Raw genomic sequence first — 24,619 nt, forward strand, 5'->3', positions numbered from 1 at the left:
GGGCGGGCCGCTCACCTCACGAGGTCGGCCAGGGGTACGTCGAGGACACGCGCGATCCGCAACAAGGTGAAGAGGGTCGGGTTGTGGCGGCCGGATTCGATGCGTTGCAGGACGTCACGGCTGATGCCGGCGCCTAGGTAGAGGCGTTCTTGGGTGAGGTTGCGGTGGATGCGTGCGGCGCGGATGCGGTCGCCGAGGACGTGGCTGTGCTCTAGGAGCCAGGCGTCGTCATCGGATTCGTGCACTCGACAAACGCTCTGACGAAGATCATCATAAGTCAGCCTGATGTATCAGGCATTTTTCGATCAGAGCCGGGTACGCGGAGGGCATCTTCGGGAGGGCTTTCCGCAAAGTTGAACAGCGTGCAACCGCCCCGCACCCCGTGTGAACCGGCCGCAATCGCGTGCCGTCCACACACGGTGGTGTCACGGGGGCATCGGTCGCGAGGGTGGAAGGCTCGCCCCGCGCAGACTCGACGCGGACCCTGAGCCGGCCCGCGTCGACGTGGCCGCCCACTCGTCGTGAGTACCCCCTCGTCGGCGGGTGGGTGGTCTACCCCGCCCCTGGGTAAAGGGAGAGCAAACTCACTCGAACGAGTGAACGATTACCCCGTGACGATTGCACAGTGCACGCGTTGAATGGAGTGGCCAGGGTGGGGCGTTCGTCGCCTCCCAGGGTGGCAGGCCCCACCCTGGTTCATATAGAGCGGCCCCCAGCGCCATGCGCGCCGGGGGCCGCTCGTCATTCTCCATGGGAGACGCATGGGAGACAGATCTCGCCCACCAGGGTCAACCCGGGTCACCTACGGTCAACCGCAACCGATTCCAGAAGCTCCCAACACGCCGCAGAAATCAACGGCCGACCGGCTAGAAACCCCAGGCCACCCCTGCCGTCAGGCATTACACGTCCTGTCCGCCGCCCCCGCCGCTGGAGTCCACCTCGATGCCCTTGGTGATCTCGTCGATCACCGCCTCCTTCTCCCCGACGTCGACGCCGAAGCGGACGACGACGATGCGCTCGGGATCGGCGGGGGAGGGGAAGGCGAGCGACTCGACGTAGCCGTCGGCGCCCTTGCTGGTGACCGCCTTCCAGCGGACCAGGTAGCCCTTCTGCCCGGCGACCGTGACCGCCTTGGACGCCAGCTCCTCGTGCGAGGTGATCGCGCCGTAGGACTCGCCGCCGTAGGACTCCTCGGCGTTCGCCTCGATGTCGGCCTTGGCGACCTCCTCCGCGGTGCCGCCCTTGGTGCCCAGCACCACCGCGGGAGCCGAGTAGGCGCCGCCCTTGGTGCAGGTCTTGGAGGTGTCGCCGGGGCACTTGTAGCTGTCGTCCGACGTCACCGTCGCGCCGACCTCCAACTGCTGCCCGGACCAGCCGTCCGGAATGGGCAGGCTGATCCCGCTGACCGGGTCCGTCACCGACCCGCTGTCGATCGTGGGCGGTTCGGACCCGTCCGGGGAGCCGGGCGAGGGCGACTCGCCGCCCTCGCCGCCGCCCGAGTCGCCGAAGGGGTCGTCCCGGCCACCGGGACCGCGCCGGTCCTGCTGCGAGGATCCCGCGCTGTTGCCGCCCGAACCGTCGTCGGCCAGCACGTACACGCCGACCCCGATGCCGGCCAGCACGGCCACGGCGGCCGCGACGGCTATGCCGGTGCGCAGCCGGCGCCGCCGCGCGGACGGCGCCTGCACGGGAAGTCCCGGATAACCCGGGTGCACGGGATACGGCCCGGGCGCGGTGTCGTGCGCCGGCGGCTGCGTAGGAGGCCCCCACGCGGCGGCCGGACCCGTGGAACGCACCTGGTCCGTCCACGCCTTGCCGTCCCACCAGCGCTCGGTGGCGGGACCGTCATTCTTCTGTCCGGGGTCCGGGTACCACCCGGGAGGAGTCTCCTGCGTCATGTGCCCACCGTAGGAGGCGTCGGTGAAAGCGGGATGAGAGGCCCGGGTTCGGCGACACGGGACCGCCCGCCGCCCCGCCGCCCCGCCGCCGCTCACGACGGGTTGACGGTCGCCGAACAGTGCCTTGGCTGATGACGGGGCCGGCGCGTCGTCCGCGCTTTACCGCATGTCACCCGTCACGGCAACTGCTGTCCCGACACCCCGGCACTTGCGCGATCGGACGGTTAGGCTCAAGGTCTGTACGTCATTCGGGCGACTCGGGGAGGTAGCGGGATGACGGAGGTAGGGCGAACGGCCGCCGGTTCGGCCGCCCTTTGGGAGCGCGACGAGGAAGTCGCCACCATCACGCGGGCGGTCGACACCCTGTGCGCGGACCGCTCGTCCTCCGGGACCCTGCTGGAGGCCAGGGGCGAGGCCGGACTGGGCAAGACCGCGCTGCTCGCCGAGACCCGCCGCCTCGCCGAGGCCCGGGGCTGCACCGTCTGGTCCGCGCGCGGCGGCGAGACACTCAGGTCCGTCCCCTTCAACGTCGTACGCCAACTGCTCCAGCCCGCACTCGTGTCCATGCTCCCGGAGGAGGCGCGCGAGTACCTCGGCGACTGGTACGAGATCGCGGGCCCCGCCCTCGGCATAGCGGACCCGGGCGAGCGGCAGGCCGACCCGCAGGGCGTGTGCGACGGCCTGGTCGCCGCCGTACGCCGGCTGGCCCGCCGGGAGTGGCCGCTGGTCCTGCTGATCGACGACGCCCACTGGGCCGACCAGGAGACCCTGCGCTGGCTCGCCGCGCTCGCCGAACGGCTCGACGAGACCTCGGTGCTGGTCGTGTTCGCCCGCCGCCCCGGTGACGTCAGCGGCGACAGCGCCCGCCACCTGGACGCGGCCTCCGCCGCGGGCCGGCCCCTCGCCCCGCTGAACGCCCTCACCCCCGCCGCGACGGCCGGGCTCACCCGCGCCACGCTGGGCGCTCACGCCGACGCCGCGTTCTGCCGAGAGGTGTGGGCCGTGACCGGCGGCAACCCCTACGAGACCGTCGAACTCCTCGCCAAGGTCCAGGACAGCGAACTGGAACCGGTCGAGTCGCAGGCCGCCGAACTGCGCGACCTGAACCGCTCGGCCCGGGGCGGCGGCCTCGTCGCCCGCCTGGAGCAACTCGGCGTCGACTCCACCCGGTTCGCCTGGGCCGCCGCCATTCTCGGCGGCGGCATCACCGTCGACATGGTGGCCCGGCTCGCCACCCTCGACCGCGGCGACGCCGCCCGCTGCGCCGAGTTGCTGTGCAGCGCCCGCATCCTCTCCGTGCCCGACCCCGCCGCCGGGCAGCCCGCGGCGGACGACCTGGAGTTCGTCCACCCGCTGATCGCCACCGCCGTCTACAACTCCATCCCCGACGCGCTGCGCACGGCGATGCACGGCATAGCGGCCCAGCTGGTCACCGACTCCGGACTCGGCGCCGCGGCCGCCTCCCGCCACCTGCTCCAGGTGTATCCCGACGACGACCAGGAAGTCGTCGAGCAGCTGCGCGAAGCAGCCCGCGAGCACCTCGCCGTCGGCGCCCCCGACGCGGCCCGCCGCTGCCTCGAACGCGCCCTCCAGGAGCCGCCGTTGCCCGACACCCACGCGCGCGTGCTCTACGAACTGGGCTGCGCCACGCTCCTCACCGCGCCCGCCACCACCATCGGCCACCTGCGCACCGCCCTCGCCATGCCCGGCCTGGACGGCGAGCAGCGCGTCAACGCCGTCTTCCGGCTCTCCGAGGCCCTGCTCCACAACGACCAGCTGGAGGAGGCCGTCCGCACCGTCCGGGCGGAGGCCGCCCGCAACCCGGACCCGTCCGTGCGGCTTCGACTGCAGGCCGTCCAGTACATGTGGGAGGGCATCCACCCCGGGGAGACGTCCTCGCCCGGCCGGTCCGAGCGACTCGCCGAACTCGCCGGTACCTGCACCGGCCGCGACAACGCGGAACGCGCCCTGCTCATCCTGCGCGGCTTCGACGCCATGACGCGCGGTGAGAACGCCGAAGAGGTCGTCGAACTGTGCGACCGGGCCCTGGTCAACGGCCGCCTCGCCTCCGGGCTCGGCTGGACCGACACCGAGTGGGGCCTCGAACTGCCGATGATGCTGGCCAACTGCTACGCCTACACCGACCGGCTCGACCGCGCCGAGGCACTCTTCACCGAGGCGCTGAGCACCTACGAGACAGCCGGCTGGAGCGGCGGCCACCTCGCCCTCGCGCACGCCTACGTCGGTCTCGGCCACCGCAGGCGGGGCAGACTGAGGGAGGCCGAGAAGTCCCTGCGCGAATCGCTGCGCATCGCCGAACGGGTCGGCCGCGGCCTGCCGCTGTACTGGTCCGCCACCTGCAACCTGATCGACACACTGCTCGCCCGCGGCCACGTCGAGGAGGCCCGGTCCGTCGCCGACCGCTACGGCTTCGACCCGCCGTACCCGTCCACGATCGTGCTGCCCGACCCCCGCCCCGTGCGGGCCCGGCTGCTGTTCGCGACCGGCCGCGCCAAGGAGGGCGTCAACGAGCTGGAGACGGCCGAGAAGGCGGCGGCCGCACGCGGCAGGCACAATCCGGTGGTGCATCCCTGGGCGACCGAGCTGGCGCGGGCCCTTGCCACGGAGGACCCGGGCCGCGCCGCCCGGCTGGTCACCGACGCCCGCCGCCAGGCCGAGCGCTTCGGCACGGACACCGCCATAGGGGAGGCCCTGCGGTGCGCCGCCGCGCTGGAGACCGGGCAGCGCGCGGTCCGGCTCGCCGCGCAGGCCGTCGCCTATCTGGAGGCCTCACCCTGCCAGTACGAGCACGCCGCCGCCCGCGTGGAGTACGGCATCGCGGCCCGCTCGGAGGCCGAGCTGAACCGGGGCCTCGCGCTGGCGGACTCGTGCGGTGCGGACGGACTGGTGGCGCGGGCCCGCGAGGCGCTGGCCGCGGGACAGGTGGGCTGAGGTCAGCGGGTGGCGCCGTCCTCTTCGGCGCTGCCGTCCTCCCCGGCCAGCACCCGCTGGGCCGCCGCGAACGCCGAGTTCGCCGCCGGCACCCCGCAGTACACCGCCGTCTGCAGCAGCACCGCGCCGATCTCGTCCGGCGTCAGGCCGTTGCGCCGCGCCGCCCGTACGTGCATGGCCAGCTCCTCGTAGTGGCCGTGCGCGACCAGCGCCGTCAGCGTGATCATGCTGCGCTCGCGGCGCGAGAGGGTCTCGTCCGTCCAGATCTCGCCCCAGGCATAGCGCGAGATGAAGTCCTGGAAGCGGGCGGTGAACGGGGTCTGCCGCCCCTGCGCCCGGTCCACGTGCGCGTCCCCGAGCACCTCGCGCCGCACCGCCATGCCCCGCCCGGCACCGCCGTCGAAGTGCGTCCGCAGTGCGGTCAGCACCGCCTCGGGCCGCTCCGCCGGCGCCAGGTGCGAGGCCCCCGGCAGCTCGGTCAGCGTCGCGCCCGGCACCGCGTCGGCGATCTCCCGCAGATGCGCCGGCGGGGTCGCCGGGTCCTCGCGGCCCGCGATCAGCAGCGTCGGCGCGGAGATCTCGCCGAGCCGGTCCCGCAGGTCGAACGCGGCCAGCGCGTCACAGCAGGCGGCGTACGCCCCCGGGTCGGCGTCCCGATGGTCCTGGACCAGCCTCGGCACGGTGAACCCGGGCGTGAACCACCGGCCGTCCGCCCCGTCCGCGAGCTTCGCCAGCCCTTCCGCACGCACCGCCGCCGCCCGCTCCTCCCACGCCTTCGCACCGTTGAAGTGCGCCGACGAGCAGACGACGGCCAGCGACGACACCCGCTCCGGATGGTGCACGGCCAGGTGCAGACCCACCGCGCCGCCCAGCGACACCCCGGCGTAGGCGAACCGTTCCACCCCGAGCGAGTCGGCGAGCGCGAGCACCAGGCCGGCGAGGTCGCCGACGGTGGCGCCCGGCCCGATCAGCTCCGCCGCCGAACCTCCGTGCCCCGGCAGATCCCAGCGGATCACCCGGTGCCCGATGGACAGCTCGGGCGCCACCTCGTCCCACAGGGCGTACGAGGTGCCCAGCGAGGGCCCGAGCAGCAGCGGGGGAGCGGAGGCGGGGCCTTCGGTCAGGTGGTTGAGCATGGTCAACGTCGCTCCAGAGCGCGGTCGGTCAGGGCTCCGGCGGAGCCGGTGTAACGGGTGGGGTCGGTCAGAGGGCCGAGGTCGAGCCCGGACAACTCCGGTACCTCGGCGAGCAGTTCGCCAAGATCGCGGTCCTCGGCGTACGTCCGCTCGGCGAGTTCGGTGAGCAGCTCCTTGGCACGGGCCCGCCCGAGCAGCGGCGCCAGCTCGGCGGAGAGTCGCTCGGACACGATCAGTCCGTGCGTGAGGCCGAGGTGCGCACGCATCGCGTCCGGACGCACGCGCAGCCCCTCGGTCAGTTCGGCGGCGTCGCGGGCGGCGCCGCCGGCCAGCCGCAGCAGGTCGCGCAGCGGCTCCCACTCGGCGTGCCAGGCCCCGGCCGGCCGCTCGTCCTCGGCGACCAGCGAGCCGTACAACGTGGCCGCGAGCTGCGGCGCGCGCCGGGCGGCCGACGCGATGAGGGTGGCCCGTACGGGATTGGCCTTGTGCGGCATCGCCGACGAGCCGCCGCCGCTGCCCTCGGCGACCTCGCCCAGCTCGGTGCGGGACAGCGTCAGTACGTCCGCGGCGATCTTCCCGAGCGCCCCGGCGGCGAAGGCGAGGCAGCCGGCCAGGTCGGCGACCGGGGTGCGCAGCGTGTGCCAGGGCAACGCGGGCGCCCGCAGACCGAGTTCACGGGCGTACGCCGCCGGCAGCTCGGCGGGGTCGGTCGCGCCGTACGCCCCGAAGGCGGCCAAGGTGCCCGCAGCACCGCCGAGTTGGGCGGGCAGCGTGTCGCGTACGGTGACGATCCGGTCCCGCGCGTCGAGGACCAGCGTGCGCCAGCCGGCCGCCTTCAGCCCGAAAGTGGTCGGCACGGCGTGCTGGGTGAGCGTCCGGCCCGGCATCGCCGTGTCCCGGTGCTCGGCGGCCAGCCGGGCCAGCGCCCGCTCCGTGCGGCCGAGGTCGGGGAGGAGCAGGCCCAGGGTGCGGGCGGCGACCAGCATCGTCGCCGTATCCAGGATGTCCTGGCTGGTCGCGCCCCGGTGGACGTACGGCCCGTACTCCTCGCCGACCGCCTTCGTCAGGTCGGCCACCAGCGGGATGACCGGGTTCCCGCCACCGCGGGCGCGCTCGGCCAGGGAGCGCACGTCGAAACGGGCCGGGTCGGCCGCCTCGGTCACCGCGGCCGCCGCCTCGGCGGGGGCGAGCCCCAGCCCGGCCTGGGCCCGGGTCAGGGCCGCCTCCGCGTCGAGCAGCGCCCGCAACTGGGCGCGGTCGTCGGTCGCGTCGGCGGCCGGCGAGCCCGCCCACCCGGGGGCGAGCAGGCCAGTGTCGGCAGCTGATGTCACTGGAACTCCAGGAAGACCGTCTCGCCTTCGCCCTGAAGGCGGATGTCGAAACGGTACGTCCCGCTGCCCTCCTCCGCGGCGATCAGCGTGTCGCGGCGCTCCGCGTCCACCCGGGACAGCAGCGGGTCGGCGGCGAGCACCGCCTCGTCACCCGGCAGGTAGATCCGGGTGAACAGGTGCACGAGCAGGCCGCGTGCGAACACGCACACGCTGACGTGCGGCGCGCCGGCTCCGCGTGCCCCGGGCCGCAGCGTCCGCGCGTACCAGTGGCCGTTCGCGTCGGTCTGGATGCGGCCGAAGCCGGTGAACTCCACGCCGTTGCGCCCGAGGAAGCCGCCGGACGCCGGATCGCGCCGCATCGAGCCGTCGGCGGTCGGCAGCTTGCCGTCGGGGTCCGGCCCCCACACCTCCAGGAGCGCGTCCGGCAGCGGGTTGCCCTCGCCGTCGTACACGTACCCGTGCACGGTGATCGTGTCCGGATGACCCGCGGGCGCGATGTCCTCGCCGCCGCGGAAGGGCAGCGCGTAGCCGTAGAACGGGCCGACCGTGTGCGAAGGCGTGGGCAGCACGGTCTCCGGGCCGCTGGTGTCGATCTTCGTCATGGCGGTCAGCGTCCTTCTTCGATCCAGGTGGCGTTCGGGCCGTCGAGCACGATGTCCCAGTGGTAGCCGAGCGAGAACTCGGGCACGGACAGGCTGTGGTCGTACGTCGCTATCAGCCGCTGCCGCGCCGCGTCGTCGGTCACGGACTGCAGGATCGGGTCGTACGGGAAGAGCGGGTCGTTCGGGAAGTACATCTGCGTCACGAGCCGCTGGGTGAACGCCGAGCCGAACACCGAGAAGTGGATGTGGGCCGGGCGCCAGGCGTTGACGTGGTTGCGCCACGGGTAGGGGCCCGGCTGCACGGTGGTGAAGCGGTAGAAGCCGTCGTCGTCGGAGAGGGTGCGGCCGACGCCGGTGAAGTTCGGGTCCAGCGGCGCGTCGTGCTGCTCGCGCTGGTGGGCGTAGCGCCCGGCCGAGTTCGCCTGCCAGATCTCGACGAGCTGGCCGCGCACGGGCTTGCCGTCGCGGTCGAGCAGTCGGCCGGAGACGGTGATGCGTTCGCCGACCGGCTCCCCGGTGTGCTGCCGGGTCAGGTCGTTGTCGATCTCGGTGATGTCCCGCTCCCCGAAGGCGGGGGAGGACAACTCCACCAGCTCCGGGTCCTTGGTGACGTCGATGGCGACCGGCGGCTGCTTCGGGTGGCGCAGCACCGAGGAGCGGTACGGGGTGTAGTCGCGGCGCGGATGGTGCTCGACGGGCGCGCCGTCGGCGATCCGCTTCTCGTACGCGGCGTGCTCGGCCGCGATCTCCGCGTCGATGTCGTGCTGAGTGAGAGTCATGGGGTTTCCCGTGGGTGACGTGACTAGCGGTCGAGGACCAGGGCGAGGCCCTGGCCGACGCCGATGCAGAGGGTGGCGACACCGGTGCCGCCGCCCTTGCGGGCGAGCTGGTGGGCGACGGTGCCGGCGAGGCGGGCACCGGAGGCGCCCAGCGGGTGGCCCAGCGCGATGGCGCCGCCCTGGGGATTGAGGATCGCGGGGTCGAACTCGGGCCACTCGGCGACGCAGCCCAGCACCTGGGCGGCGAAGGCCTCGTTGAGTTCGAGGACGTCGAGGTCGGCGAAGGTCCTGCCGGCCTTGGCGAGGGCGCGGCCCACGGCTTCGACGGGGGCGAGGCCGAAGTAGTGCGGGTCGGTCGCGGAGACACCGGTGGCGGAGATGCGTGCGAGGGGTTCGCGGCCGGTGGCCTTCAGGCCCTCCTCGTCCACGAGGAGGAGGGCCGCGGCGCCGTCGTTGAGCGGCGAGGCGTTCCCGGCGGTGACCGTGCCGTCGGTGGTGCGGAAGGACGGCTTCAGCCTGGCCATGGCCTCCAGGGAGGCGGTCGGGCGCACGCACTCGTCGGCGGCGAAGTCGACCGGGTCGCCCTTGCGCCGCGGCACCGGGACGGGCGCGAGTTCGCCGTCGAACAGGCCGTCGGCCTGGGCGCGGGCGGCCTTGAGGTGGGAGGTGAGGGCGTACTCGTCCTGCTGCTCGCGGGTGATCTTGTGCTTGTCGGCGATGAGTTCGGCCGACTCGCCGAGGGGGATGGTCCACTGCGGGTCCATCCTCGGATTGACCATGCGCCAGCCCAGCGTGGTCGAGTACAGCTCGGTGTGCCCGGCCGGGAAGGGCCGGTCCGACTTGGGCAGCACGTACGGCGCCCGGGTCATCGACTCCACCCCGCCCGCGAGGGCGATCGACGCGTCGCCGACGGCGATGGCCCGCGCGGCCTGGATCACCGCTTCGAGGCCGGAGGCGCACAGCCTGTTCACGGTCACGCCGGGGACGGTGGTGGGCAGGCCGGCCAGGAGGGCGGCCATGCGGGCGACGTTGCGGTTCTCCTCGCCGGCGCCGTTGGCGTTGCCGAAGTACACGTCCTCGACCCGGGCCGGATCCAGATCGGGCGTGCGGGCGAGGAGTTCCCGGATCGCGTGGGCGGCCAGGTCGTCCGGGCGTACGCCCGCCAGGGAGCCGTTGTACTTGCCGAACGGGGTGCGGACCGCGTCGACGACGTAGACGTCCTTCACTTGAGTCCCTCCGCGATGACGAGCTTGGCATCGGTCTTGGCGGTGATCTCGTCGAGGCTCACCCCGGGCGCGGTCTCGACCAGGAGCAGGCCGTCGTCGGTCACGTCGAGGACGCCCAGGTCGGTGATGACCCGGTCCACGCACGCCTTGCCCGTGAGCGGCAGCGCGCACTCCTGGAGGATCTTGGGTGAGCCGTCCTTGGCGGTGTGGGTCATCACCACGATGACGGTGCGGGCACCGTGGACGAGGTCCATCGCCCCGCCGATCCCGGTGATCATCTTGCCCGGGATCGCCCAGTTCGCCAGGTCGCCGCCGGCCGAGACCTGCATGGCCCCCAGCACGGCGACGTCGATGTGCCCGCCCCGGATCATGCCGAAGGACAGCGCCGAGTCGAAGAAGGAGGCGCCCGGCAGGACCGTCACGGTCTCCTTGCCGGCGTTGATCAGGTCGGGGTCGACCTCCGCCTCGGTCGGATAGCGGCCGGTGCCCAGGATCCCGTTCTCGGACTCCAGCGTCACCTCCACGTCCGGTGGGAGGTAGTTCGGGATCAGCGTGGGCAGGCCGATGCCGAGGTTGACGTACTGCCCGTCCCGCAGTTCCCGGGCCGCCCGTGCGGCCATCTGTTCACGCGTCCAGGCCATCAGGAACTCACCGTCCGCCGCTCGATCCTCTTGTCCGCCGCCTGCTCCGCCGTCAGCGCGACGACCCGCTGCACGAAGATCCCCGGCAGGTGCACCGCGTCCGGGTCGATCTCGCCGGGCTCGACCAGCTCCTCCACCTCGGCGACGGTGACCCGCCCGGCCATCGCCGCGAGGGGGTTGAAGTTCCGGGACGACTTCGCGAACACCAGGTTCCCGTGCCGGTCCCCCTTCGCCGCCCGGACGAGTGCGAAGTCGGTACGGATACCGCGCTCCAGCACGTACCGCGCTCCGTCGAACTCGCGGACCTCCTTCGGCGGCGAGGTCAGCGCGACGCCGCCGGAACCGTCGTAACGCCACGGCAGCCCGCCGTCGGCGACCTGCGTGCCCACCCCGGCCGGGGTGTAGAAGGCGGGGATCCCGGCTCCGCCGGCCCGCAGCCGCTCGGCCAGCGTGCCCTGCGGGATCATCTCCACCTCCAGCTCGCCGCCCAGGTACTGCCGGGCGAACTCCTTGTTCGCCCCGATGTAGGACCCGGTCACCCGGGCGATCCGTCCCGCGGCCAGCAGAACCGCCAGCCCCGAGTCCATCGCCCCGCAGTTGTTGGAGACCACCGACAGCTCGTCGGTCCCGCGCTCGTACAGCGCCTGGATCAGCACGTTCGGCACACCGCTCAGCCCGAAACCACCCACCGCCAGCGATGCGCCGTCCGGCACGTCGGCCACCGCCTCACCGGCCGTGGCCACCACCTTGTCCATCCGAGAAGCCCCATCTCTTCCAGGCGCCCCGGATCGCGGACTCAATCCGCGAATTAGTCAGGGCACTGAGTATTTCAGCGAGGTTTCCCACACGCTGCCACCGGACGGCCGGGGCGTCAAGACCTCACAAAGTGCGAGGTGAATCGCCTGATGGGACTGCGGACAGTCGCCGTGCGCCCGATGTATCGTCAGTGCACCGATGGAAATGACCACAGGAGCGCAGATGGCCGCGGTCGACCTGACCACCCACCCCGGGCACCTGGCCCGGCGGCTGCAGCAGGCGCACTACCTGCTGTGGAACACGATGGTCTCGGAGGAGACCACCTCGCCGCAGTTCGCGGTCCTCAATGCGCTGGTCGCCGAGCCGGGTCTGGATCAGCGCACGGTGGGGGAGCGGGTGGGGCTGGACCGGTCCACCATCGCCGAGGTGATCAGCCGGCTCGGCCGTCGCGGGCTGCTGGACAAGGTCCGCGACCCGCAGGACGGCCGTCGTTTCCTGCTGCGCGCGACCGACGAAGGCCTGCGCGTCCACCGCAAGCTGACCGTGCGGACGGCCCGGATGAACCAGGTCTTCCTCGCCCCGCTCTCCGTCGACGAGCAGGCCGTCTTCTTCGACCTGATCCGCCGGGTCGCGGACGCCGCCGAAGGGCTCCGCAACCCGGCCGAGCCGGCGGTGGCCCCGAGCTGATCAGCGCGCCTTCGTCGTGTCGGCCTTCGTCGTGTCGGCCTTCGTCGTATCGACGAACACCACCCACACCTGGCCCTCGGCGAAGTTCAGCGCCGTGCCGTCCTCGGTGGTGAACGACGTGCCGTCCGCCGCCGTGCCGCGCTTCCAGGCCGCGTCGTACGAGCGCCCGTCGCGCAGCACCTCGGCCCGTCCCGAGCCCACCGACTCCACGTACGGTGAGTTGTTGCCGCGGAAGTCGCCGAAGTCCGACTCGCGCACGGTCACGTGCTGCACGACGACCGTCGCCGGTGCCAGGCGTCCGCCGTCGGCCGTCCGGGCGGGGGCGCCGTCCATGGAGACCAGCCAGCGGTCACCGCTCTCGGACCAGGTGAAGCCGAAGGACGCCGACGGGTAGCGCACCGTGCGCGAGGACACCGACCGGCCGCCCTCGGGAGCCTCGCCGTAGTGGAAGCCCGTGGCCAGGGCGTCGGCGCCCGCGGGTTCCGGCAGCAGCCGGCCGGGCCGCAGGTAGAGGTTGTGCGGGGCGGGCCGGTCGTCGTCGCGGACGTAGGCGTCGGACCCCTCGCCCGGCGGCTCCGCGCGCAGGGGCGCCTCGTCGATGAGCGGCAGCAGCTTGCTCTGCGCGCCGGAGAAGGCCAGCGTCGGCCGGTCGAACTGGCGCAGCAGCTCCAGGTCGGACTCACGGGCGCTGCGCACCGGACCCACCCTCTCGGGCAACTCGGTCGCGTAGATCGCCATCAGGCGGCTCAGCCCGGCCTCCACCGGTTCCGCGTAGACGACGTCCGCGGTGTCAAGGCCCGTCTGCGGCCGGGCCGCCCGCACGTTGTCGACCTTCACGGCGAGCACCGAGCCGGAGCCGTCCGCACGGTGCGTCCGCTCCGGCTGCGGCGCCCGCCCGTCCTCCTTCGCACCGGGTCCCGCGGTGCAGCCCGCGGCCAGCGAGACCGCCACCACCGCGGTCAGCAGTGCGGCGCCGCGCCGCCTGTGCGTCCCTCGTCGCATTCCGACCACCCGTCCGCCCGTCCCGTGTCATTGATTGTGCGCTTCTTGAAGCATTTATTGCCATACCTGATCGAATCTGGTACGGCGCACGGAAAGCGGCACAGAATCCGCTGTTCGGCCGAAACCGGGCGGCGGTTCGGTGGCGGGAGCCCCGGGTACCCGGCCGCCACGCAAGACCGACGGGCACGGGCGACGGAGGGAGCGCGAGGCGATGAAGGCAGTGACGTGGCAGGGCAAGCGGGACGTGCGGGTGGAGGAGGTGCCCGACCCGAGGATCCAGGAACCGACGGACGCGGTCATCCGGGTCACGTCCTCCGGGCTGTGCGGCTCCGACCTGCACCTGTACGAGGTGCTCACCCCGTTCATGACACCGGGCGACATCCTCGGCCACGAGCCCATGGGCATCGTGGAGGAGGTCGGCTCCGAGGTGACCGGTCTGCGGCCCGGCGACCGGGTCGTGGTGCCGTTCCAGATCGCGTGCGGGCACTGCTTCATGTGCGGCACCGGACTGCCGACCCAGTGCGAGACCACCCAGGTCACCGGCGAGGGCATGGGCGCCCCGCTGTTCGGCTACACCCGCCTGTACGGCGCCGTCCCCGGTGGACAGGCCGAGTACCTGCGCGTGCCGCAGGCCCAGTACGGCCCCATCAAGGTGCCGGAGGGGCCGGCCGACGACCGCTTCGTCTACCTCTCCGACGTCCTGCCCACCGCCTGGCAGGCGGTCACCTACGCAGGCGTCCCCCAGGGCGGCAGCGTCGCCGTGCTCGGCCTCGGCCCGATCGGCGACATGGCCTGCCGGGTCGCCCAGGTCAAGGGCGCCGGACGGGTGTTCGGCGTGGACCTCGTGCCGGAGCGGCTGCGGCGGGCCCGCGAGCGGGGCGTGGAGACGTACGACCTGCGCTCCTTCGACAACGAGAAGGAACTCGTCGCGGCGATCCAGGACGAGACCGACGGCCGCGGACCCGACGCCGTGATCGACGCGGTCGGCACCGAGGCGCACGGCAGCGCCGCCGCCAAGCTCGCCCAGCAGGCCTCGGCGATGCTGCCCCGGGCCATCGGCGGCCCGCTGGCCGAGCGCTTCAGCGTCGACCGGCTCGCCGCCCTGTACACCGCCATCGAACTGGTGCGCCGCGGCGGCACCATCTCGCTGTCCGGCGTGTACGGCGGCATGGCCGACCCGATGCCGATGCTCACCCTGTTCGACAAGCAGATCCAGATGCGGATGGGGCAGGCGAACGTACGCCGCTGGAGCGACGAGATCATCCCCTTCCTGACGGACGAGGACCCGCTCGGCGTCGACGACTTCGCCACCCACCGGGTGCCGCTGACGGACGCGCCGCACGCGTACGAGATGTTCCAGAAGAAGCAGGACGGCGCGGTCAAGGTCCTGATGAAGCCGTGAGGCCCTGGGGGAAGCCGTAAGACCTCGGGAGCCCTCGTCAGGGCCCGCCGAGGATCTCCGCCAGGTCGTAGCGGACCGGCTCCTCCAGCTGGGCGTACGTGCAGCTCTCGGGTGCCCGGTCCGGGCGCCAGCGGCGGAAGCGGGCCGTGTGCCGGAAGCGCGCCCCGTTCTCCATGTGGTCGTACGCCACCTCGACGACCCGCTCCGGCCTGAGCGGCACCCAGGACAGGTCCTTCTTGCCCGACCAGCGGCTGGGGGCGCCGGGCAGCCGGGCCGATTCGTGCGCCGACTCCTCGGCCCAGGCGGCCCACGGATGGCCCCGGGCGTCGTCCATGCGCAACGGCTTCAGCTCCTCCACCAGTTCGGCGCGCCGCTTCATGGTGAAGGCCGCGCTCACCCCCACGTGCTGGAGGACGCCCTGGTCGTCGTAGAGGCCGAGGAGCAGTGAGCCGACCACGGGGCCGCTCTTGTGGAGGCGGTAGCCGGCGACGACCACGTCCGCCGTGCGCTCGTGCTTGATCTTGTACATGGCCCGCTCGTCCTGGCGGTACCGCAGGTCGAGCGGCTTGGCGACGACTCCGTCCAGTCCCGCCCCCTCGTACTGCTCGAACCACTGCCGGGCCACCTCGATGTCGTCCGTGGCCGGTGCCACGTGCACGGGCGGCGTCACCTCGGACAGCGTCCGGACCAGCAGTGCCCGCCGGTCGGCCAGTGGCACGTCGAGCAGGGAATCGTCGTCCAGCGCCAGCAGATCGAAGGCCACGAGCGAGGCCGGCGTCTTCCCGGCCAGCATCCGCACCCGGGAGTCCGCCGGATGAATCCGCTCGGTGAGCGCGTCGAAGTCGAGGTGCCCCTCCCGTGCGATCACGATCTCCCCGTCCACCACGCACCGCTCGGGCAACCGTTCCCGCACCGCCTCCACCAGCTCCGGGAAGTACCTGGTCAGCGGCTTGCCGGTACGGCTGCCGAGTTCGACCTCGGCACCGTCGCGGAACACGATCGACCGGAACCCGTCCCACTTCGCCTCGTAGTGCATGCCCGGCGGGATCTTCGCCACGGACTTGGCGAGCATCGGCTTCACGGGCGGCATCACGGGCAGATCCATGATCCGACTGTATGAGCGGCTCGGATTCCTCGCCTGTTAAGCTGGACGCGTGATCAGGTTCTACTACTTCTACATCTGATACCGCCCCGGGAGTCCGGGCGCCGATGCCGCCGCGCGCAAGCGGCGTGATTCCGGCTGCCCGCTCCGTATCGGCCCTGTTCACGTCTTCCGATATGGCGGATCACCCATGCACCGGCGTACTTCTGACGCCCTCACCTGCCCCACAACCCCTTCCACGTCCGGGCCCGGCCCGGGCTCGTTCCAGGTCGTCCTGGACGACGTCGTCCGCGCGCCCGGAGGCCGGCCGCTGCTGGACGGCGTGCACCAGTCGGTGTCCCTCGGCGAGCGCATCGGCGTCATCGGCGAGAACGGCACCGGCAAGTCGACACTGCTGCGCCTGCTGGCCGGCCTCGACCGGCCCGACGCGGGCCGGATCCGCGTCCATTCCCCGGGCGGCGCCGGATACCTGCCGCAGACCCCCGACCTCCCCCCGGACGACACCGTCCAGGACGCCGTCGACCACGCCCTCGCCGACCTGCGCGCCCTGGAGCGAGAACTGCGCCGGGCCGAGCAGGCGCTGGCGGAGGCCGGCCGCGACGAACTCGACGGGCTGCTCGCCACGTACGGGGAGCTGCTGGAGGCGTTCGAGGCCCGGGACGGCTACGCGGCCGACGCCCGTGTCGAGGCGGCCATGCACGGGCTGGGTCTGCAGCGCATCGCGCCCGACCGGCGGCTCGGCAGCCTCTCCGGCGGCGAGCAGGCCCGCCTGGGCCTGGCCTGCCTGCTGGCGGCCGCACCGCAACTGCTGCTGCTCGACGAGCCGACCAACCATCTCGACGTCCCGGCCGTGGAGTGGCTGGAGGAGCGTCTGCGCTCCCACCGGGGCAGCGTGCTGGCGGTCTCCCACGACCGACTCTTCCTGGAACGCGTCGCCACCGCCCTGTGGGAGGTGGACGGCGAGCGCCGCACCGTCCACCGGCACGGCGGCGGCTACGCGGGGTACCTCCGGGCCAAGGCGGGCGCCCGGCGTCGCTGGGAACAGGAGTACGCCGACTGGCAGCGGGAGTTGGCGGAGCAGCGCGCCCTGGCCCGCCGCGCCGCCGACACCATGGCCGCCGGACCCCGGAGCGGGTCCAACGCCGACCGCGACAACCAGCGCCACCAGCGCAACGTGGAGAAGCAGATCTCCGCGCGAGTCCGGCAGGCGAAGGAGCGGGTACGGCGCCTGGAGGAGAACCCGGTGCCGCGGCCCCCGGAGCCCTTGCGCTTCGGTGCCCGGGTCGCGGGTGGCGAGGCCGGTCACCAGGGACCGGTCGCCGATCTCCACCGTGTCGTCGTCGGCGACCGGCTCGACCTGCCCGGCTTCACCGTCGAACCCGGCGAGCGCATCCTGGTCACCGGGGCGAACGGCGCCGGCAAGAGCACGCTGCTGCGCGTCCTCGCCGGCGATCTGCGCCCCGACCGGGGCACGTGCGCGCGGCCGGACCGCATCGGCTGGCTGCCCCAGGAGACCGCGATCACCGACCCGCGGCGGACCCTGCTGGCCGCCTTCGCCGCTGGACAGCCCGGCGTCCCCGAGGACCACCGCGGCGCTCTGCTGGGCTTCGGCCTGTTCCGGCCGCCCGACCTGACGACGGCGGTCGGTGACCTGTCGACCGGGCAGCTGCGCCGACTGGCACTGGCCCGTCTGCTGCTCGCTCCGGTGGACCTGCTGCTGCTGGACGAGCCGACGAACCACCTCTCGCCCGCGCTCGTGGAGGACTTCGAGGAAGCCCTGCACCACTACCGGGGCGCGCTGGTGATGGTCTCCCACGACCGCATGGTCGCCCGGCGCTTCACCGGCCGCCTGGTCCGGATGAGCAACGGGAGGCCGGCCGAGTAGGACGGGGGCGCGGCACGGCGGCAGGAAGCCGGCCGAGTGCCGGTGACCGCGCCGGACGCGGTACCGCCCGGGAACGTGGGTTCGAGAGCGCGGACCCGGGCGGGCCGTCGCTGATGTGCGAGGTACCGGCGGTGCGCCTACCGTGGCTCGCATGGCGGAAGCGGTGGAACTGGAAGCGGGCGGACGGACCGTGCGGCTGTCCAGCCCGGGCAAGGTCTTCTTCCCGGAGCACGGCTACACCAAGCTCGACGTGGCCCGGTACTACCAGGCGGTCGCCCCCGGCATCCTGCGCGCCCTGCGCGACCGGCCGACCACCCTTCAGCGCTACCCGGACGGCGTCACCGGCGAGTGGTTCTACCAGAAGCGCGCGCCCAAGGGCATGCCCGACTGGATCCCCACCGCCCACATCACCTTCCCCAGCGGACGCAGCGCCGACGAGATGTGCCCCACCGAGGAGGCCGCGGTGCTGTGGGCCGCCCAGTACGGCACCCTCACCTTCCATCCCTGGCCGGTGCGCCGCGACGACGTCGACCACCCCGACGAACTGCGCATCGACCTCGACCCGCAGCCCGGCACCGACTACGACGACGCCGCCCGCGCCGCCCACGAACTGCGTGCGGTACTGGAGGAGTTCGGCGGCCTGCGCGGCTGGCCCAAGACCTCCGGCGGGCGCGGCATCCACGTCTTCGTGCCGATCGAGCCACGCTGGACCTTCACCCAGGTCAGGCGAGCCGCCATCGCCGTCGGACGCGAGATGGAACGGCGGATGCCCGAGCAGGTGACCATCAAGTGGTGGAAGGAGGAGCGCGGCGAGCGCATCTTCATCGACTACAACCAGACCGCCCGCGACCGCACCATCGCCTCCGCCTACTCAGTGCGCCCCCGCCCGCACGCCCCCGTCTCCGCACCGCTGCGCTGGGACGAGGTGGGCGTCGCGCACCCGCAGGACTTCGACATCACGACCATGCCCGCGCGCTTCGCCGAACTCGGCGACGTGCACGCGGGCATGGACGATCAGGCGTACTCCCTCGACGCCCTGCTGGAACTGGCGACGAAGGACGAGCACGACCACGGGCTCGGTGATCTGCCGTACCCGCCCGAGTATCCGAAGATGCCGGGGGAACCCAGCCGGGTACAGCCGAGCCGCGCGAAGAAGCCGCGCCCTCGTCAGGAGAGCTGAACTACAACTCCTTGATCCGGACGTCCCGGTACGAGACCACGTCCGTCGTGCCGTGCACCTGGAGTCCGATGTAGCCGGAGGCGAACCGCCGCCCGTCCGTGCCCGGGTCGTCCGAGCGCGGCGGGGTGAAGTCCTGGCCGCCGATGTTGTCGAACTCGTTGATCAGCACGCCGTTGCGGTAGACGGAGTAGTGCTGGTCGACCACGCGGATCTCGTAGTCGTTCCAGGTGCCCTTCTCCGTCACACCGGCCCCGGCGAGACCCACCCGGTCGAAGCCGTAGACCGAGCCGGTCTTGTACATGTCGCCACTGGGGCTGTCGAACTCCTGGATCTCGTGCCCGTACTTGATGGCGACCCACTCCGGCCGCGACTCCTCCGGGTGGTCGTGGACCTGCGGGAACCGCACGAAGACACCGGAGTTGGCGTTTCCGGTGCCCGGGGCGTCGTCACGCCACTGGAGCTTCAGCGAGAAGTCGCCGTACTTGCGCTCGGGGAACCACAGCATGCCGAGGCCCGGCTTCGTGGTGCCGGAGGTGATGGTGCCGTCCGGGTTGAGCGCGAACGAACCACCGCCCACCTGCTCCCACTTCGCGAACGACGCCTGGGTGCCGTCGAGGATCGTGCGGTAGCCCTCGGTCTGACCCGGAGCGCCGATCTTCGACTGCCGGGCTGCCTTGTTGATCGCCCGGTACTCCCGCCGGTCGACGACCCCCTCGTCCAGGAGGGCGTCCATGACCTCCCGCACGTGCTTCAGGAAGAGCTGCTGGGACGTCCACTCCTTCTCGTCCTCGATCATCTCGTTGATCCGGCACCGGTTGTTCGTGACCCGGTTCGGCACACCCGTGTCGACCGTGCCGACGATCACCGTGAGGCGTTCGTCGTACTCCGGGCAGGGCGGCGCCGGCACCTCGCCCGCCACCACCGTGAAGCTCACGGTCAGCGGCTCGGAGGTGTTGCCGGCCCGGTCACTCGCCCGGTACGCCACGGTGTGCCGTCCGACGCGGTCGACGACCACCGGCTCGGTGTACGCGAGGTACGGCCCGGCGTCGAGCGAGTACTCCACGCCGGCCACGCCGGAGCCGCCCTCGTCGGTGGCGCTGACGGTCACCTTCGCGCTGCCGACGTACGCGCCGTCGGAGTCCTTGGTGCCCTCCACGGTCGCGCCGGTCACCGGCGGGGCGGTGTCCTGCGGGGGAGCGGCGACGACGGTGAAGGCGACGCTCTTCTCCGCCGCGACGTTGCCCGCCTTGTCGGTCGCGCGGTAGCGCACGGTGTGCTCGCCGACCTCGTGCACCATCACGGGCGCGGTGTACGCCTGCCAGGCGCCGTCACCGACCGCGTACTCGATGGTGTTGACGCCGGAACCGGTGTCGGAGGCGGTGACGGTCACCGTCGCCATGTCGATGTACGCGCCGTCGGGATCGTCGGAGGCCCTCTCACCGCTGACCGTCGCCGAGGTCTCCGGCGCGGTCGTGTCGTCGCTGTCCGGGGCGACCACGGTGAACGTCACGCTCTTCTCGGCGGCGGCGTTGCCCGCCTTGTCGAACGCCCGGTAGCGCACCGTGTGGTCACCGACCTGGTCGACGACGACCGGCGTGGTGTACGGCTGCCAGGCTCCGTCGGCACCGATCGCGTACTCGATCCGGTCGACGCCGGAGCCGCCCTCGTCGGTGGCGCCGAGCGTCACGCTCGCCGTCCCGACGTACTGGCCGTCGGCGTTCTGCGTGCCGCCCACGTCCGCCGACGTCTCGGGCGCCGTGGTGTCCTCGCCACCGCCGCCCTCGGTCACCACGAGCACGCCCTTCATCTCCCCGTGGCCGGGGATCGTGCAGTGGTACATGTAGCGGCCGGGGGTGAGGGTGACCTCGGCGGTGTGCTTGCCGCCCTGGTCGTCGCCCGGGTTGGCCAGGATGTTCAGCTGGACGTCCTGGTTGTACTCGGGGTCGCTGGTCATGAACGTCAGCGTGTGCGGCATGCCGGTGGTGTTGCCGGTCGCCTCACTGTTCTCGAAGACGATCGTGGCCGGACCGGCCACCGCCGTCTCGGGCGCGGACGTGTACTTGGCGATGTCGTTGCCGGCGGTCCAGGTGAGGACCTGGTCCGCGGCGGCCTCGGTCTCCGCCGCCGGCTGCCCGGACGCGGACGTCGCCTGCAGACCGAGCGTCATCAGCAGGCCGGCCAACAGGGCCGCCCACATTCTTCGTCGACGTATCACTCAGACCCCCTCGCCAGCTGTCCGGCGGCCGGTGTCGGCCCACCGCCCTCGTAGGTGACCCGCCACAGCGCCGACTTGGAGTCCGAGGTGAAGAAGCCGCGGCCGTAGTCGAGGACGTACAGCGCGCCGTCCGGGCCGAACTTCCAGCCCATCAGGTTCTTGATGCCGTCGTTGCCGACCGGCACGATCTTCTTCAGCGACTCCGAGTGCACCGGGAGACCGCCGTCCCCTTGCGTCTTCGGGTCCATCAGCACCGCGTTGCGCGGCTGGTCCGAGTCGTAGAAGTCACCGACGAACCACTTGCCGTCCCAGTACGCGGGCCACTTGGTCTCGCTGGTGCTGTCGGCGTCGTAGCGGTAGACCGGGCCGTTCATCGCGGCCTGGCCGCCGCCCTTGAGCCAGGGCAGCTTGTAGGTGGCCTCCTCCTGCTTGTACGACGGGATCCCGTTCTCGTCGCGCGGGAAGTCGGGGCCGCCGCCCTGCGGCGAGTACCAGATGTTGTTGCCGGTCACCGGCGGCAGGTTGACCAGGCCGTCGTTGTTCGGCGACTCGTTCTTCGGGGCGTCGCAGTCGTACCAGCCCAGCGGCTTCGACGGGTCCGGCAGGTTCCGGTCCCGGTACGGCTGCTTGTTGCCCATGCAGTACGGCCATCCCCGGTTGCCCGCCTCGGTGATCGCGGCGAACGTGTCGTACTTCGCCGGACCCCACGTCGGCGACGGAGAGCCGGCGTCCGGGCCGACCCAGCCGGCGTAGAGGGTGTCGGTCTTCTGGTCGACGGAGATGCGTGCCGGGTTGCGGACGCCCATCACGTAGATCTCACCGCGCGTCTTGCCGCCGCCCTCGGCGGTCTCCTCGCCGGTGAAGAGATTGCCCTCGGGGAGTGTGTACGTCCCGTCCGGCTCCGGGTGGATGCGCAGGATCTTGCCGTTGAGGTTGTTGGTGTTGCCGGCGGTGCGGCGCGCGTCGGCGAAGGACACGCCCTTGAAGTTGGGCTCCGGGTTGTTGCCCGAGTAACCGCCGCTGAATCCGCTGGAGTTGTTGTCACCCGTCGCGATGTACAGGTTGCCCTTGGAGTCCCAGGCCATCCCGCCACCCGCATGACAGCAACTGTGGATCTGCACCGGCCACTTGAGCAGCACCTTCTCGCTGCCCAGGTCCAGCTTGTCGGTCGCCTGGTCGAGCGTGAAACGGGAGACCCGGCGCTCGGCCATGTGCGTCTCGCGGTTGATCTCGGAGTGCGGCGTGTAGTGCAGGTACACCCAGCCGTTCTGCTCGAACCGCGGGTCCAGCTCGATGCCGAGCAGGCCCTCCTCGACCTTGGTCAGCTCGTCGCCGCCGCCCTTGTTGCCGAAGACGGTCAGTTCACCGGCGAGCGTGACCTTGTCGGTCTTCGGGTCCCAGACGTGGATCTCGCCCTTGCCCTTGCCGATGTCCGGGTCGTTCCAGTCGGTGACCACGGGCTGGGAGGAGTCCGCACCGCCGCGGCCGATGTAGAACACGCGGCCGTCGGGCGCGGTGACCAGGCCGTGCGGCTCGCCGATCTGGTCGTTCCGGCCGGGCTGGTTGGGCTCGGTGAGCCGCTCGGCCTTGTAGTTGCCGTCGATGGTCGCCTTGCAGTCGGCCTGCGCCAGGCGGGTCGTCCACATGAGGGCGCCGCGCAGATGGGCGCGGAAATCGGTCTCGTCGTACGACGACACCGTGCCGCCCATGCCGGTGTAGAACGACCGGCCGCCGTCGTAGTCCCGGCACCAGCTGACCGGGTGGTCCCAGCCGTTGGCGCTCGCACCGGCCTGGTACGTCGACTCGCGCACCCGGGCCACGGTGTGCACGTCGCCGGACGGGTTCTCCACCCAGTTCATCCACTGGTCGGGCCGCTTCCACTGCACCGGCAGGTCCTTGGCGGCCGGATGGCGCCGGTCGCCGACCTCGACGGTGGCCCGCTGGACCTTGGTCGGGCTGGAGGCGGCCGGGCGGGCGCCGACCAGACCGGTGAACCAGTCCGAGTACGGCTCCGCGCGGGCCGCGTCGTGGATGCCGACGAACCCGCCACCGGCCTCCATGTACGCCTCCAGACCCGCCTCCTGCGCCGGATCGAGGACGTCACCACCGCCGGTGAGGAACACGACCGCGTTGAAGCGGCCGAGCCTCTTCTCATTGGTGAACACCGAGGCGTTGTCCGTGGCCTCGACCTTGAAGCGCTCCTTCGCCGGGCCGGACAGCCCGATCCGCTCGATGGCCGCGATCCCGGCGTTCACGACCGGGGACTCGTCCCCGGCCGCGGCGGAACCGTAGAAGATCAGCACACGTACGTTGGCGCCGCCGGGCGGCGACTTGATCGACATCGTTGTCAGGGACGGGTCCGGCGCCGGTCGCGCACTGGCGGTGGGGCCCGCCAACAGTCCCGCGGCGACGAAACCGGCGGTCGCGAACGCCGCCCAGCCTCTTCTTCTCGCGCTCAACCCTCTTAAGGGCATGGGCACCTCCTCGGTCACGGCAGCAGCGCCAAGGAAGTTAGACCTCTTTGCATGGTTCGCCAATAGGTATGACCGGGATCGAACGAACTTTGTCCTGAGTGTGGATAAACGCGGCCGCAGCCGGTACCGTCCCACAGGTTCATCACGGCCAATCACGGCTACGTCTCCGCAAATTCCTTATCAACGTGGGGAGTTCGGCATGGACAGGCGAGGCTTCAATCGACGGGTACTGCTGGGCGGCGCGGCTGTCGCGACATCGTTGTCCATCGCTCCGGAGACCGCGGGCGCGGCCGGCGCGGCCCAGAGGGTCACCGCGAAGACGGCACCGGCCGGGGGCGAGGTGAGACACATCAAGATGTACGCCGAGAAGCTGCCCGACGGTCAGATGGGCTACGGCTTCGAGAAGGGCAAGGCGTCCATCCCCGGTCCGCTGATCGAACTGAACGAGGGCGACACGCTGCACATCGAGTTCACGAACACGATGGACGTACGGGCGAGTCTGCACGTCCACGGCCTGGACTACGAGATCTCCAGCGACGGCACGGCGATGAACAAGAGCGACGTCGAGCCCGGCGGCACCCGCACCTACACGTGGCGCACCCACAAGCCCGGCCGCCGCGGCGACGGCACCTGGCGGGCGGGCAGCGCGGGCTACTGGCACTACCACGACCACGTCGTCGGCACGGAACACGGCAGCGGCGGCATCCGCAAGGGCCTGTACGGGCCGGTGATCGTGCGCCGCAAGGGCGACGTGCTGCCGGACGCCACGCACACGATCGTCTTCAACGACATGCTCATCAACAACCGGAAGCCCCACACCGGGCCGAACTTCGAGGCCACCGTGGGCGACCGCGTCGAGATCGTCATGATTACGCACGGCGAGTATTACCACACCTTCCACATGCACGGTCACCGCTGGGCGGACAACCGCACCGGCATGCTCACCGGGCCCGACGACCCGAGCCAGGTCATCGACAACAAGATCACCGGTCCGGCGGACTCCTTCGGCTTCCAGATCATCGCGGGGGAGGGGGTGGGCGCCGGGGCATGGATGTACCACTGCCATGTGCAGAGCCATTCCGACATGGGGATGGTGGGCCTGTTCCTGGTGAAGAAGGCGGACGGCACGATCCCCGGCTACGACCCGCACGAGCACGCGCACGGGCCGGAGACCGCGACCGGGGAGGAGGCCGCGACCGGGGAGGAGGCCGCGACCGGGGAGGAGGCCCCCGCGCACCAGCACTGAGGGGACGGCGACCCGATCAGGCGTCATGAGCCTTCCTCATGAACATACGCCGATCCTGACGCCGCACCGGCGCCCCGCGCAAGCGGATCCGGGGCGCCGAGAGCG

The 24,619-nt window shown here is 71.8% G+C and carries 19 protein-coding genes; 6 read left to right on the plus strand and 13 right to left on the minus strand.

From position 1 onward, the window contains the following. Positions 1 to 11: 11 nt before the first annotated feature. Positions 12 to 245, minus strand: coding sequence for a helix-turn-helix domain-containing protein (locus tag ACFW48_RS17425; protein ID WP_386315534.1), 234 nt, complete (start codon positions 243 to 245; stop codon positions 12 to 14). Positions 246 to 899: 654 nt separating this feature from the next. Beyond that, positions 900 to 1,898: a DUF2510 domain-containing protein gene (locus tag ACFW48_RS17430; protein WP_386315536.1), complete on the minus strand. Its 999-nt coding sequence runs from the start codon at positions 1,896 to 1,898 to the stop codon at positions 900 to 902. A 273-nt stretch (positions 1,899 to 2,171) separates the two neighbouring features. On the opposite strand from ACFW48_RS17430, the gene ACFW48_RS17435 reads away from it, so the two are divergent. Next, complete coding sequence (locus ACFW48_RS17435; protein ID WP_386315537.1) at positions 2,172 to 4,850, plus strand: ATP-binding protein; 2,679 nt, start codon at positions 2,172 to 2,174, stop codon at positions 4,848 to 4,850. A gap of 2 nt (positions 4,851 to 4,852) precedes the next feature. Here ACFW48_RS17435 and pcaD read toward each other — a convergent pair whose 3' ends face one another. The 7 genes from pcaD to ACFW48_RS17470 are packed head-to-tail and all read right to left on the minus strand — an operon-like array spanning position 4,853 to position 11,320. Then, the gene (gene pcaD / locus ACFW48_RS17440; protein ID WP_386315539.1) at positions 4,853 to 5,986 is read right to left on the minus strand and encodes a 3-oxoadipate enol-lactonase; all 1,134 of its coding nucleotides are present in this window, start codon (positions 5,984 to 5,986) and stop codon (positions 4,853 to 4,855) included. 2 nt (positions 5,987 to 5,988) lie between these two features. Further along, positions 5,989 to 7,317 (minus strand): 3-carboxy-cis,cis-muconate cycloisomerase, encoded by a 1,329-nt coding sequence (gene pcaB / locus ACFW48_RS17445; protein WP_386315540.1) that lies wholly within the window; start codon positions 7,315 to 7,317, stop codon positions 5,989 to 5,991. Next, on the minus strand, positions 7,314 to 7,919 hold the full coding sequence (pcaG, locus tag ACFW48_RS17450; RefSeq protein WP_386315542.1) for a protocatechuate 3,4-dioxygenase subunit alpha: 606 nt from the start codon (positions 7,917 to 7,919) through the stop codon (positions 7,314 to 7,316). Before pcaG ends, pcaB begins: the two co-directional genes overlap by 4 nt. A gap of 5 nt (positions 7,920 to 7,924) precedes the next feature. Further along, the gene (gene pcaH / locus ACFW48_RS17455; protein WP_386315544.1) at positions 7,925 to 8,698 is read right to left on the minus strand and encodes a protocatechuate 3,4-dioxygenase subunit beta; all 774 of its coding nucleotides are present in this window, start codon (positions 8,696 to 8,698) and stop codon (positions 7,925 to 7,927) included. A 23-nt stretch (positions 8,699 to 8,721) separates the two neighbouring features. Continuing rightward, on the minus strand, positions 8,722 to 9,924 hold the full coding sequence (locus ACFW48_RS17460; protein ID WP_386315546.1) for a thiolase family protein: 1,203 nt from the start codon (positions 9,922 to 9,924) through the stop codon (positions 8,722 to 8,724). Then, positions 9,921 to 10,565 carry a CoA transferase subunit B gene (locus ACFW48_RS17465; RefSeq protein ID WP_386315548.1) on the minus strand — a complete coding sequence of 215 codons (645 nt, stop codon included), beginning with the start codon at positions 10,563 to 10,565 and terminating at the stop codon, positions 9,921 to 9,923. The genes ACFW48_RS17460 and ACFW48_RS17465 overlap by 4 nt, the downstream gene beginning before the upstream one ends. After that, entirely contained in the window at positions 10,565 to 11,320 is a 756-nt protein-coding gene (locus ACFW48_RS17470; RefSeq protein ID WP_386315550.1) for a CoA transferase subunit A, read from the minus strand. The genes ACFW48_RS17465 and ACFW48_RS17470 overlap by 1 nt, the downstream gene beginning before the upstream one ends. A gap of 223 nt (positions 11,321 to 11,543) precedes the next feature. On the opposite strand from ACFW48_RS17470, the gene ACFW48_RS17475 reads away from it, so the two are divergent. After that, positions 11,544 to 12,008: a MarR family winged helix-turn-helix transcriptional regulator gene (locus ACFW48_RS17475; RefSeq protein ID WP_386315689.1), complete on the plus strand. Its 465-nt coding sequence runs from the start codon at positions 11,544 to 11,546 to the stop codon at positions 12,006 to 12,008. Here ACFW48_RS17475 and ACFW48_RS17480 read toward each other — a convergent pair whose 3' ends face one another. Beyond that, positions 12,009 to 13,010, minus strand: coding sequence for a DUF3048 domain-containing protein (locus tag ACFW48_RS17480; RefSeq protein ID WP_386315551.1), 1,002 nt, complete (start codon positions 13,008 to 13,010; stop codon positions 12,009 to 12,011). 211 nt (positions 13,011 to 13,221) lie between these two features. Between ACFW48_RS17480 and ACFW48_RS17485 the strand changes: the two genes are divergently transcribed. Further along, a complete protein-coding gene (locus tag ACFW48_RS17485; protein ID WP_386315553.1) occupies positions 13,222 to 14,412 on the plus strand; it encodes a zinc-dependent alcohol dehydrogenase in 1,191 nt (396 codons plus the stop codon). 37 nt (positions 14,413 to 14,449) lie between these two features. On the opposite strand, the gene ACFW48_RS17490 is transcribed toward ACFW48_RS17485, so the two are convergent. Then, the gene (locus ACFW48_RS17490) at positions 14,450 to 15,517 is read right to left on the minus strand and encodes an ATP-dependent DNA ligase (protein WP_386315554.1); all 1,068 of its coding nucleotides are present in this window, start codon (positions 15,515 to 15,517) and stop codon (positions 14,450 to 14,452) included. A 187-nt stretch (positions 15,518 to 15,704) separates the two neighbouring features. Between ACFW48_RS17490 and ACFW48_RS17495 the strand changes: the two genes are divergently transcribed. Together ACFW48_RS17495 and ligD are read left to right on the plus strand one after the other, a co-directional pair. Next, complete coding sequence (locus tag ACFW48_RS17495) at positions 15,705 to 17,399, plus strand: TlrC/CarA/OleB/SrmB family ABC-F type ribosomal protection protein (RefSeq protein ID WP_386315556.1); 1,695 nt, start codon at positions 15,705 to 15,707, stop codon at positions 17,397 to 17,399. Between the two features lie 151 nt (positions 17,400 to 17,550). After that, a complete protein-coding gene (gene ligD / locus ACFW48_RS17500; RefSeq protein ID WP_386315558.1) occupies positions 17,551 to 18,579 on the plus strand; it encodes a non-homologous end-joining DNA ligase in 1,029 nt (342 codons plus the stop codon). A gap of 1 nt (position 18,580) precedes the next feature. On the opposite strand, the gene ACFW48_RS17505 is transcribed toward ligD, so the two are convergent. Beyond that, positions 18,581 to 20,776 carry an OmpL47-type beta-barrel domain-containing protein gene (locus tag ACFW48_RS17505; protein ID WP_386315691.1) on the minus strand — a complete coding sequence of 732 codons (2,196 nt, stop codon included), beginning with the start codon at positions 20,774 to 20,776 and terminating at the stop codon, positions 18,581 to 18,583. Between the two features lie 14 nt (positions 20,777 to 20,790). Next, complete coding sequence (locus tag ACFW48_RS17510; RefSeq protein ID WP_386315560.1) at positions 20,791 to 23,268, minus strand: ThuA domain-containing protein; 2,478 nt, start codon at positions 23,266 to 23,268, stop codon at positions 20,791 to 20,793. A gap of 199 nt (positions 23,269 to 23,467) precedes the next feature. Here ACFW48_RS17510 and ACFW48_RS17515 point away from each other — a divergent pair, with 199 nt between their 5' ends. After that, complete coding sequence (locus ACFW48_RS17515; RefSeq protein WP_386315562.1) at positions 23,468 to 24,514, plus strand: multicopper oxidase domain-containing protein; 1,047 nt, start codon at positions 23,468 to 23,470, stop codon at positions 24,512 to 24,514. Positions 24,515 to 24,619 lie beyond the last annotated feature (105 nt).

Origin of the sequence: Streptomyces sp. NPDC058812 (assembly GCF_042744565.1) — a bacterium.
Classification (GTDB): Bacteria; Actinomycetota; Actinomycetes; order Streptomycetales; family Streptomycetaceae; genus Streptomyces; species Streptomyces thinghirensis.